General features: G+C 65.1%; 8 protein-coding genes and 1 pseudogene. 1 reads left to right on the top strand and 8 read right to left on the bottom strand.

Annotated features, from left to right (window positions below; all coding sequences use genetic code 11):
- Positions 1 to 107: 107 nt before the first annotated feature.
- From gyrA to G6030_RS02615, 8 genes are all read right to left on the bottom strand, one after another.
- Positions 108 to 2,636 carry a DNA gyrase subunit A gene (gyrA, locus tag G6030_RS02650; RefSeq protein ID WP_182642120.1) on the bottom strand — a complete coding sequence of 843 codons (2,529 nt, stop codon included), beginning with the start codon at positions 2,634 to 2,636 and terminating at the stop codon, positions 108 to 110.
- Between the two features lie 117 nt (positions 2,637 to 2,753).
- A complete protein-coding gene (locus tag G6030_RS02645) occupies positions 2,754 to 4,268 on the bottom strand; it encodes a class I SAM-dependent DNA methyltransferase (RefSeq protein WP_182642119.1) in 1,515 nt (504 codons plus the stop codon).
- Entirely contained in the window at positions 4,265 to 4,699 is a 435-nt protein-coding gene (locus tag G6030_RS02640; protein ID WP_182642118.1) for a PIN domain-containing protein, read from the bottom strand. Before G6030_RS02640 ends, G6030_RS02645 begins: the two co-directional genes overlap by 4 nt.
- On the bottom strand, positions 4,692 to 5,513 hold the full coding sequence (locus G6030_RS02635; protein ID WP_182642117.1) for a hypothetical protein: 822 nt from the start codon (positions 5,511 to 5,513) through the stop codon (positions 4,692 to 4,694). The genes G6030_RS02640 and G6030_RS02635 overlap by 8 nt, the downstream gene beginning before the upstream one ends.
- Positions 5,514 to 5,664: 151 nt before the next feature.
- The gene (locus tag G6030_RS02630) at positions 5,665 to 6,579 is read right to left on the bottom strand and encodes a restriction endonuclease (RefSeq protein ID WP_182642116.1); all 915 of its coding nucleotides are present in this window, start codon (positions 6,577 to 6,579) and stop codon (positions 5,665 to 5,667) included.
- A complete protein-coding gene (locus G6030_RS02625) occupies positions 6,576 to 7,046 on the bottom strand; it encodes a hypothetical protein (RefSeq protein WP_139019068.1) in 471 nt (156 codons plus the stop codon). Before G6030_RS02625 ends, G6030_RS02630 begins: the two co-directional genes overlap by 4 nt.
- The gene (locus G6030_RS16820) at positions 7,043 to 8,377 is read right to left on the bottom strand and encodes a restriction endonuclease subunit S (protein ID WP_182642115.1); all 1,335 of its coding nucleotides are present in this window, start codon (positions 8,375 to 8,377) and stop codon (positions 7,043 to 7,045) included. The genes G6030_RS02625 and G6030_RS16820 overlap by 4 nt, the downstream gene beginning before the upstream one ends.
- On the bottom strand, positions 8,374 to 11,151 hold the full coding sequence (locus tag G6030_RS02615; protein WP_182642114.1) for a DEAD/DEAH box helicase family protein: 2,778 nt from the start codon (positions 11,149 to 11,151) through the stop codon (positions 8,374 to 8,376). Before G6030_RS02615 ends, G6030_RS16820 begins: the two co-directional genes overlap by 4 nt.
- Before the next feature lie 97 nt (positions 11,152 to 11,248).
- Here G6030_RS02615 and G6030_RS02610 point away from each other — a divergent pair.
- A pseudogene (locus G6030_RS02610) lies at positions 11,249 to 11,792 on the top strand (12-oxophytodienoate reductase); the annotation flags it as partial.

Genomic DNA, 11,792 nt, shown 5'->3' with positions numbered 1-11,792 from the left:
GCCGGGGCGGTCGCCCCGGCGCCGGGACCTTCGGTACCGGAACCCGCGGTCCCAGAACCCGCGGTCTCGGGACGCGCGGCGGCCGGATCGGTCGGGTCGGTCATCGCCTACTCCTCCGTGATGGACTCGGCCTCGGCCTTGTCCTCGTCGTCGGGCTCGTCCGCGTTGCGGGCGATGGCCAGGAGCGAGTCGCCCTCGGCGAGGTTCATCAGACGCACGCCCTTGGTCTGCCGGCCGGCCTTGCGGACCTGCTTGGCGAACGTGCGGATGACGCCGCCACTGGACGTGATCGCGTACAGCTCGTCCTGCAGCTCCACGATCGTCGCACCGACGAGCTTGCCGCGCTTGGGATCGAACATGAGCGTGAGCACGCCCTTGCCGCCGCGCCCCTGGGCCGTGTACTCGCTCAGCGCGGTGCGCTTGGAGTACCCGCGCTCGGTGGCCACCAGCAGGAAGTACTTCTCCTGGTCCGACGTGTCCGCACGGACCACGGACATGCTCAGCAGCGCGTCGCCGTCGTTGAACCGCATACCCATCACGCCGGACGTCGCGCGCCCCATCGGGCGGAGTGTGTCGTCGTTGGCGTGGAAGCGGATCGACTGGCCCTTCTCCGACACCAGCAGCAGGTCGTCGTCCGGTCCGGCCAGCGCGGCGCCGACCAACTCGTCCCCGTCGCGCAGGTTGACCGCGATGAGGCCGCCGGAACGCGGGGAGTCGTAGTCCTCGAGCCGCGACTTCTTGACCAGGCCGTTGCGGGTGGCCAGGACGAGGTACGGCGCGTCCTGGTAGCTCTTGATCCGGATGACGCCGGCGATCCGCTCCTCCGGCTGGAACGCCAGGAGATTGGCCACGTGCTGGCCGCGGGCCGTGCGGTTGGCCTCCGGGAGCTCGTAGGCCTTGATCCTGTAGACCCGGCCCTTCGTGGTGAAGAACAGCAGCCAGTCGTGCGTCGAGGAGACGAAGAAGTGGCGGACGATGTCGTCCTGCTTGAGCTCCGCTCCGCGCACGCCCTTGCCGCCGCGCTTCTGGGCGCGGTACAGGTCCGTCCGGGTGCGCTTGGCGTACCCGGTCTCCGTGATCGTGACGACGACGTCCTCGCGGGCGATGAGGTCCTCGTCTGTGACGTCTCCGTCCGCGGGGATGATGCGGGTCCGACGGTCGTCGCCGTACTTCTCGACGATCTCGCGCAGCTCGTCACCGACGATCGCGCGCTGACGCTCCGGCTTGGCCAGGATGTCCTTGTAGTCGGCGATCTCGAGCTCGATCGCGGCGAGCTGATCGATGATCTTCTGGCGCTCCAGGGCCGCCAGGCGGCGCAGCTGCATGTCGAGGATCGCCTGCGCCTGGTCGTCGTCGATCTCGAGGAGGTCCTTGAGGCCCTCTCGGGCGATCTCGACGGTCTCCGACCGACGGATCAGGGCGATGACCTCGTCGAGCGCATCGAGTGCCTTGACCAGACCACGAAGAATGTGGGCGCGCTTCTCGGCCTCGTCGAGCAGGTACTGGGTGCGCCGGACGATGACCTCGACCTGGTGCGCGACGTACAGACGCACGAGATGGTTCAGCGCCAGCGTCCGCGGGACACCGTCCACGATGGACAACATGTTGGCGCCGAACGACGTCTGCAGCTGCGAGTGCTTGTAGAGGTTGTTCAGCACCACCTTGGCCACGGCGTCCCGCTTGAGCGTGACGACGATGCGCAGGCCGACGCGGTCCGAGGACTCGTCGTCGATCTTCGAGATGCCGGCGATCTTGCCGTCGCGCAGCTGCTCGGCGATCGACAGGATCATGTTGTCCGGGTTGACCTCGTAGGGCAGCTCCGTGATGACGATGACCGTCCGGTTGCCCTCCTCCTCGATGGAGGTCTTGCCCCGCATGCGGATCGAGCCTCGACCCGTGGAGTAGGCGTCCTTGATCCCCTGGTCGCCGACGATGTAACCGTGCGTCGGGAAGTCCGGGCCCTTGATCCGTTCCATGCACGCCGCGAGGGTCTCCTCCTCGCCGGCATCCGGGTTGTCCAGGCACCAGTAGATCGCCTCGGCGACCTCGCGCAGGTTGTGCGGCGGCATCTTGGTGGCCATACCGACGGCGATACCGCTCGAGCCGTTGACCAGTAGGTTCGGGATACGCGAGGGCAGGACGACCGGCTCGGACGTCTTGCCGTCGTAGTTCGGCTGGAAATCGACGGTGTTCTTGTCGATGTCCCGGACCATCTCCATGGCCAGCGGGGTCATCTTGCACTCGGTGTAGCGCATGGCCGCGGCGCCGTCGTTGCCCCGCGAGCCGAAGTTCCCCTGCCCGTCGACCATCGGGTACCGCATGGCCCACGGCTGGGCGAGACGCACGAGGGTGTCGTAGATCGCCGAGTCACCGTGCGGGTGGTAGTTACCCATCGTGTCGGCGACCGGCTTGGCCGACTTCACGTAACTACGCTCGGGGCGGTAGCCGTTGTCCCACATCGCGTACAGGATGCGACGGTGCACGGGCTTGAGCCCGTCCCGCACATCCGGGAGTGCTCGCCCGACGATGACGCTCATCGAGTAGTCGATGTAGCTTCTCTGCATCTCGGCCTGGATGTCGACCGGCTCGATCCGGTCGTGGCCCCCGGCCTCGGGCGGCAACGTCGTGTCCGTCATGGGCTCCTCTTCTGTCGGCGCGGACCAGTGCGGCGCACGGATGCAGTGGGCAGCGGTCCGACCCGGACAGTCTATAGGTCCTGCGGAAACGGGACCGCCGGGCACGCGGGGGCCGTGTTACTCCAGGGTGTCGGGGGCTGAGGTCCCGGGCGACGACGACGAGAGCTGCTCCTCCAGGGAGGACGCGACCGCCTCGAATTCCGCCAACGCCGCGCTCAGGGCCTCCACGATCTCGCGGGCGAGGATCTCCGGCGAGGGCAGCGAGTCGAGGTCGTCGAGCGAGGAGTCCCGCAGCCACGTGATGTCCAGGTTCGCCTTGTCGCGGGCGACCAACTCGTCGTAGGTGAACGGCTTCCACCGCTCTGACTCGGTCCGCTCGTGGTGGCGGCCGGGAAGGTAGGCCTCGACGAACTCGTCAAGATCGGATCGGCGCAGCGGATTCTGCTTGAGCGTGAAGTGCTTGTTGGTCCGCAGGTCGTACACCCAGAGCTTCTCGGTCCACGGGGTGCCCGGGCGGGCGACCTTTTTGTCAAAGAAGAGGACGTTGGCCTTGACGCCCTGTGCGTAGAAGATGCCGGTGGGCAGCCGGAGCATGGTGTGCAGGTCGAAGTCGTCCAGCAGCTTGCGGCGGATGGTCTCGCCGGCGCCGCCCTCGAAGAGCACGTTGTCCGGCAACACCACGGCGGCCCGACCGTTCGTGTCGAGGATCGTCATGATGTGTTGGACAAAGTTGAGCTGCTTGTTGCTGGTGGTGGCCACGAAGTCCTGGCGCTCGATCTCGCGGTCCTCCCTGGTCTGGCTGCCGTCGGCGGCGACCATCGTCACCGAGGACTTCCGGCCGAACGGCGGGTTGGTGAGGACGACGGACCACCGGTGACCCGGGTCGGCGACGAGCGCGTCCCGGACCTCGATGAGTGACTCGCCGTTGGCCGTGCCCATTCCGTGGAGGAGCACGTTCATCGCGGCGAGCCGCGCGGTGCCGTCGACCAGCTCGAAGCCGGTGGCGAACTTCTCCTGGAGCTTGTGCCGCTGGGTAGGGGTCATAGACGAGGCGGTGCCAGCGGCGTGCTCATGTGCCACGAGGAGGAAGCCACCGGTGCCACACGCCGGGTCGACGACCGTGTCCTCGATGGTCGGCTGGATCACGTCGACGATCGCTTGGATCAGCGGGCGTGGGGTGAAGTACTGGCCAGCGCCCGACCCCTTGTCCTGCGCACCCTTGGCCAGCAACGACTCGTAGGCGTCGCCCTGGATGTCCGTGCCGGACTGCGACCAGTTCTCCTTGTCGATGAGGTCCACGACGATGCGGCGGAGCTTTGCCGGGTCCTGAATGCGGTTTTGCGCCTTGCGGAAGATGGTGCCGACGACTCCGCGCTCCTTGGCCAGGCCGGTGAGCATCCGCGTGTACTCGAACTCGAGCTCATCGCCTTGCGCGTCGACCAGCCTTTGCCACGAGTACTCCTCGGGGACGATCTGCTGTGGCTTGAGGGGCCGGGTCGCCCGCTCATGGGCCATCTTGAGGAACAGCAGGTAGGTGAGCTGCTCGGTGTATTCGATTACGCCCACGCCGTCGTCGCGTAGCACGTTGCAGTACGACCACAGCTTGTCGACGAGCCTGCGGGCGTCGGTCACGAAGCGTCCTCCAAGAGAGTCAGTCCGGGGGTATCCCCGAAGATCGAGTCACCGGTAAGCAACGGAAAGCCATGAGCGATGCCAGTGGCCGCGATCCAGGCGTCGCCCATGTGGTCCTTTGCTTGAAGGGCGTGTCCGGCGAACCTGCATTCTGTCCTGAGTCGCGCGAAGGCCTCGATGACGTCGGCCGTCACCGGGATCGTCGGTGTCGTGGCGATCGCCTGCCGAAGGCCCAGCAGGCGAGTGGCACCCCACGAGGCCTTGTAGGCGCCGTATAGGAGCTCGGCCTCGGTCTGCGCGGCGATCACCACCTCTCTACCCAAGAGGAGTCCTCGCCACTTGAGGAGCTCAGGCGTCTGATTGTGCTTCCCGGCCGGGAGGATGACAGTACTCCACACATTGGTGTCGACCAGGACTGCTGGTTCACTCACGGACCGCTGCCATGAAGCTGTCGATCTCGTCGTCGGTGAGGTCCAGTGGTTGCGGTTCGGGTGCCGATCGGGCTTGTTCGCGGAGCGTCTCCATAGATGGCAGCTCGGCCAGTCCGAGTCGTTCCAGCACTCCGACGGCCAGCGTGATCTCCGGAGCCCGCATCCTGTTCTTGGTGGCGCCAACCGCCGGGGTGAGGAGTCCGGTCACGGTCACGTTCATTCCCAGGAAGGGAATGACGGTCTCCGGTTCCGGAACGTCGACGAGGTCCACAGTGTTGCCGACCGCGTCTCTGATCCTGAACGCCGACGAGTGCAGATCGCCCATTTCGAGGCGTCCCGTCAGCGACCGCATCACCTCCGGTGCCGGAATACGGCCGACCCAGCGATCGAGGTGGACCTCACTTCGGCGGACGGGGATCGTCGACGACTCGTCTCCGGTGGAGAACTCCGCTACCGGTGCTGCGGCAGTCACCGCTCTCGCGAGTTCCGCTGCGGCACCCAGGATTGACTCCGATGCGTTCTGTGGTCCGTCCTCCGACTCGAAGTCGGACACGAGTTCCCGGAAACGAGCGTCCACGGCCTCGGCGATGGGGTCGATTTCGAGCGCCGCCGGGTCACCAACGGTAAAGGCTAGTGTCGTCGAACCCGTACCCATTGCCACCCGCGACCGACTCAGGCTCTCCACCATTCCCGAAGGACGGCCCTGTCCCGGCTGCTCCAAGACTTCTCTGGTCAGCCGGCGGGTCAGTCTTTTCATCGCGGCGACGATCGCGACGAGGTCGTCGGTATCGATCTCGCCGTCGGGGGCGTCCATGTCGATCAGTCGAATGCCGTAGTGACGCATCAGAATCGACCCCCTTCGCGACTGTGGCCGATGGTGTCAGTGTTACGGGAAGTATAGATGACGACAGCGACAATCTTGAAGGAAAATCACTCTCACCTGCACGTATGCGTCATCGAATCGCTTACAAGCTCTCGAAGAAATCCTCGTCGAGCCGGTAGAGCGTGACGGTTTGCTCAGCCTGCACTCCGACTCCGTAGGCCACCAGCAGTTCGGCCAGACGTGGACCGTCGATGAGTTCGATCCGGGCGTTGATCCGCTCCGCCTCCGCGATCGCACCGGCGGAGAACGTCGAAGTGGTGATGAAGACACCCCGGTCCCCCTGCTTTCCGAGCAGCGCCCCCGCGAACTCGTGGATGCGCGGACGATGGATTGTGCGCTCCTCGGCGTATCGCTTGGCCTGCACGTAGATGCGGTCGAGGCCGAGAGGGTCCTGGCTGATGATGCCGTCGACACCGGCATCGCCGGAAAAGCTGGTGCGCTCGACCGACCCCGCTCGGCCGTACCCCATCTTTTCCAGCAGACGAATCACGAGGTTCTCGAACCCCGCCGGCGAGAGCTCGTGCGCCGACTTGAGCACCTCGCCTTCCACGGCCGCACGATTGATTTCGACGGCCTGAGCAGCGAGCTCGCTCGGAGTGAGTTCCTCACTTGAGGACTCGTCCGACTGGGCATCATCCTCAACAGCCCTCTTCTTGCGACTCCGGAATTCTCGATACGACGGGTACTCGTTGAGCTCCCTTACCCCGATTCGCCCGGGATGTCGCGCCAGTATCGCCCGCCCCTCGTCCGTGATCGAGACGACGCCCCGGCTAGGGCGCTCGACGACCCCGGCCTGCGACAGGTGAGTCAGCGACCATCCAACGCGGTTGTCGAACGTGCGCGCCTTACCGCTGGGAATCAGCTGTGACCGCTCTTGCGCGTCTAGGCCGAACTGGTCGGCTATTGATGCCGCCACATCGCGTGACCGTCGGGGTTGGCCATCAGACAACAACTCGAGGATTGGCCTCATGACGGTCTGAAAATCGGGGATGGTCATCGGAACTGCCTTCTCTGAACTGCTGTCAGTCGTTGGGTGACGTCAGTCGGAAGTACAACTACCTCGACTTCGACACCCAGGCTCGCTATGGCACGTCGCTGCCACGAGCGCCCTTGGAGATGCCGGACCGCCGCAGGGTCGGATACGCAGAGAATCAACTGATCGGGTCGCTCCGACAGCTCTCCTGCGATCCAGTGCAGTTTGACGGCGTCGACGACGAGCTTCTTCTGTTGCGCCGGTTTGGCCGGTCCCTGATGCGCCCAACACTCGACCAAGACGTCGCCGTCTGGCGACACTCCGTCGATTCGCACAGTGGCACCGTCCTGGCTCGTGATGCTCGCCGGTGCAAGAGTTCTGCCGAGTCGATCTCCGAGTAGCTTCAGCATGAGCGGTTCCGCCGCTCGCTGCTCCGCCGAATCACTGGCATGCGGCTCGATACCGACGCCGCTAGCAGAATCGCCGGTCATACCTCTGCCAGCTCCTCGATGATTTCGTCGTCGACGCGGTGCCCAGTGAGCCGCCCGCTGAAGGCGGCGGTAAGCACTGCCCGACGGAGACCGGCCGACCTTTGCCGCGCGGCTTCAAATGCCTCTTCCGCCCGTGTCAAGTCCGCGAGCTTCTCATGTAGCTCATTGACTGCTCGTTTGGCGACCTCGAGCGGTGGGACGATGACGGGCATTTTTCGGATTGTGCGGAGACTAATTGACGCTAGGTTCACGCTCTGGCGACCATTTACCTCCGCCCACTTGCCGCCGAGGGTGTTGGCTGTCCACGAGAGGAAATAGGGATCGATCCCGGGCTTTGGTCGGGCCCGGAAAACATGGTTCTGGTGGATACAGCCTTCGATTTGGCCCTCCCACACCCACCCTCGGGCGAGCTTGTCCCTATCGCCACCTTCATTCAGAAGTACGTCTCCCGGCTCTAGTCGAAGAGCAGTCGCCTTCTCCGAAGATATACGTATCGCTGTCACCTCGGACAGGTCCAAACTTGCTCGCTGAACGTTGGCGACCCGTAGGTACGGAACCTCCACGAACGTAGGGTCGTTCTGTTTCTTGGCATCTTTGGTGACCCCTCCGCGAACCTCGGCAACGTCACCAAGTCGAGCCCACCTCCATCCGCTGGGAAGTTCCGCCAGGTCACCGTCGATAGTGCCAGCCGCTTCAAGCTGCTCTGGCGACACAGTCTCGCCCGTTGATCCTCCTAGGATTGCCGAAATCACATGGACTTCTCTAAGCGCTCGAAGCTTTTCTATTCCGTCTGACAAACTCCGATCCGCACTATCCAGCCGCGTGAAGTGGTCTTCAATAAGGTCAATGACGTGTTTCTGAACAAGTAATGGTGGAACTCGAATGGTGAAGTGCTTCAACTTTGAAAACTCAATTGAGGCGACCGTTGTTCCGGCCTTTCGACACTTTCGAAGGATCTCACCTTCCACACTCCGCAAACCCCAGGCAATCCAACGAGCATCAACTTCCGAGGCTGGGACTACCGCCTTCATGTCTTGGTTGAACGTGGCCTCGAAAGGTACGACTGCAACTGGAAGATGACGCTCTAGTATTCCGGATCGAACCACGACTGCAATTGACCCTGCTGGAACGAGCTTGACTGGTGATTCCTCAACGGCGACCTGAGTAATTCTATCAACCGAATCCGACAAGACATCAGGACCCATGTCTTTCGGACTCACCCAAGGAATGGTGCCACCTTCCCAATAGCGTTTCTCACCTTTGCGAGGGGTCCCGCCTCCACGCCAGATCCCCAGTGATCCCAAGGACGCGCTGGGCCACGGCCCGCTCACGCCGTCAGCTCATCGTTCAACTCGGCGATCAGGGACTCGGCACGGTCCCCGAGATCGCGGACAATGCCGTCGACTCCCCCGCGCTCGTCGAACGGCGACATGTCCAAGTCGTCGACGGAGATTCCCGCCGAGGCCGCGATGACGTCGACCATGCGGTCCAGCCACCACCTCTCGCTCTCGGTAAACACCGTGCCCGCCTGCTCCTGCTGCGTGAGCCAGCCCGCGTAGCGTTCTCTGACCAGGTCCGCATACGGAACCAGCTCGTCGTCAAGGCCGAGGGTGAACCGTAGCAGTGAGACCAGGTCGGTCATCGTATGGCGGTCACTCTTACGCACCCGGTCGATGTCGATCTGGGCGTAGGCATCCCAGATGATGTCCGGCGTCCAGTTGTGTGGGGGCCGGGCGATGCGGTCGGCCAGCTCCTGGATGTCCGCGAACCGCAGCCGGCGGTCCTTCGCCTCCGTGGCCACCTGGATGGCGGCGATCTCGTCCCGATGGGTCCGCAGGTACTCGGCCCAGTCCTCGACGACGTCGCGGGCTCGACCCGGATCCACCACTCCGTGGGCGTCGATCAGAGTGTCGCGATTGACCTCGTCGATGATCCGGTCGTGAGTCGCCCGCAGCTCGAGGATGCGGCTCCTCAGCTCCGGATTCGCGGCGACCGGCTCCACCGCACGATCGATCAGCTCCTGGATCGCCGCTGCGGGATCCTGGCCGGCGGACTCGGCCGCGGACGCGATCGACGCCTGCACGTCGGTATCCACGGCGTCGACCAGGCCGCGGACGATCTCCTTCACCGGAGTCCCCGCCACCTCATCGAGCTCGGCGCGCTCCTCCGGGCTCAGCTCCAGCTCGAGCTTGGCGAGCCTGGACGCGAGGGTGGCTGCCTCGTCCTCCGTCAGCGTCAGCGCGGCGGCCTTCTCCAGGAGTTTCTTGAGTGCCACTCCCTTCTCGCGGTTGAGGGGCGGCTCCACGAACTCGTGCTCGGTCACCCCGACCGCGTCCACCAGGACGAACCGCGTCTTGCCCGGGGCGTCCGGAGTCACCGCCTTGAAGTCCGCCGGGGAGATGGTCCGCGATCCGCGGCCCTTCATCTGCTCGAAGTACTGCGCGGACTGCACGTCGCGCATGAAGAAGACGCACTCCAGCGGGCGGACGTCGGTGCCCGTGGCGATCATGTCGACCGTCACGGCCACCCGCAACGAGGGTGACGTGCGGAAGGCCTGCAGACTGCCCTTGGCATCCTTGGCCGTATAGGTGATCTTGGCGGCGAAGTCGTTGCCCTTTCCGAACACCTCTCGTACCGTGCGGACGATCTCCTCCGCGTGCGCGTCGTCTTTGGCGAAGATCAAGGTCTTGGGCACGTGGGTTCGACCGGGGAAGATCTCGGTGAACAGTCGATCCCGGAAGGTCTCCAGCACTAACCGGATCTGGGACTTGACCGTGACCGCCCGGTCGAGCTGCTTATGTGTGTACTCGACGTCCTCGTCGAGCTTCTCCAGGCGCTCCCGGCGCGTCCGCCTGTCCACCTTGGGCGCGATCGTCCCTGCCTCGATCATCCCGCCCTGTTCACTGCGCTCGGTCCGGATCCGGTAGAGGTCGAAGTCCACGTTGACACGGTCGGCGACCGACTGCGGGTAGGTGTACTCGGAGACGAGGTTCTGGCGAAAGAAGGCGAAGGTCTGCTTGCCCGGTGTCGCGGTCAGTCCCACCACGTGGGCGTCGAAGTACTCCAGCACCCCGCGCCAGACCCCGTAGATGGACCGGTGCGCCTCGTCGACGATCACCAGGTCGAAGGCCTCCGGGGGCAGATGCTGTGAGTAGGCAACCGTGACGGGAGTGTCCGGGACGTAGTCGTCGAGACCGGGGTCGTCCTCGGCCGTCACCTCGCCGTCGCTCAGGGTCTTGTAGACCCGCTGGATGGTCGAGACCACCACGTTCGACGACTCGAGCAGGCCTCCTCCTGTGAGCTTGTCCACCCCGAATACCTCGGTGAACCGACGGCCGTCACCGGGCAGGCGATAGTTCTGGAACTCGCCGATGGTCTGCTCGGCGAGATTGTTGCGGTCCACCAGGAAGAGGATCCGGCGGAATCCACCGAACTGCAGGAGTCGGTACGCCAGCGTGACGGCCGTGTAGGTCTTGCCCGCGCCGGTGGCCATCTGGACCAGTGAACGATCAAAGCGCTGCTCGAACAGGCTCTTCTCGATGCCCTCAATAGCCGTGATCTGAGCTGGCCGGAGAAGGTCCTTCTCAAGCACCGGGAGGTGGCGAACCTTGGCGCGCCACGTGGGCAGGTCCGGTTCCGCTTCGGCATCCCGCAGGATCTTGGCGAGCGTGGCCGGCATCGGGAAAGAAAACACCCTGCGCGCCCGAGGCTCCGGGTCGTACCCGTTGGTGAAGTAAGTCTCCGCGCCACTCGCCTCGAAGACGAAGGGCAGCCGATCGTGGACGGTGACCGCCCTCTTGAGCTTGTCATCTGGTAGCCCGACTGCGTACATGGCGGACTGCCACTCGACCCCGGCCAGCGTGGTGCCCGCAGGCTTGGCCTCGATGACCCCTACCACCTTCTTCTCCGCATAGAGGAGATAATCGACCCGCCCGTGGCCGGGTTTCAAAGTGACCTCACGCACCGCGACGCCGTCACCGGCGAACAGGTTAATCGCCGAGGCGTCTTGGACATGCCATCCCGCATCGGCCAGCTGCCGGTCGATCCGCGCACGCGCACGCGCCTCGGCAGCGACTTTGCCGTGTTCGGCCGAAGGGATGTTCACGGTGGTCAGCCTACTTCTTCGGTCATCACGTCTTCAGTCCATCTGCATTTCCTGTGCCCATCACGCGCCCGGACCCCCTACGCGGTAGGAAAGAGGGATGACCACCCCCGACCTCTCGCCCCTCTTCGAGCCCCTGCGCATCCGCGGGATGGAGCTGGCCAACCGCGTGCTCATGTCGCCCATGACGCAGATGACCTCCCCCGGCGCCCGCCCCGGCGAGACCGTCCTCGAGCACTACCGCTCGCGCGCCGCCGGCGGGACCGGGCTCGTCGTCACCGAGGGCATCGGCATCGACCACCCGGCGTCCGTGGACCACAGCGCGATCCCCCGGCTCGACGGGCCCGACGCCGTGGCCGCCTGGCGCGTCGTCGTCGACGCCGTCCACGCCGCCGGCGCGCCGATCGTCGCGCAGCTCTGGCACGTCGGCCCGCTCTGGGGCGCCAACTCCATGTGGGACCCGGAGCACCGCGCCGCGCTCGACGCCGTCCGCCCGATGCGCCCCTCCGGCCTGTGGGGGCACAAGGGGGTCACCACCTATCCCGACGACGAGGTGTCCCGCTGGCTGGAGCCGATCGATCCCATGTCGGACCGCGAGATCTCCGACTGCCTGGACGCCTACGCCCGCTCGGCGGCGCTCGCGG

It is taken from the genome of Dietzia sp. E1 (assembly GCF_014145015.1).
Classification (GTDB): Bacteria; Actinomycetota; Actinomycetes; order Mycobacteriales; family Mycobacteriaceae; genus Dietzia; species Dietzia cinnamea_A.
Note: the sequence above shows the minus strand (reverse complement) of the source record. Positions and strands in the feature narration are given on the sequence as shown.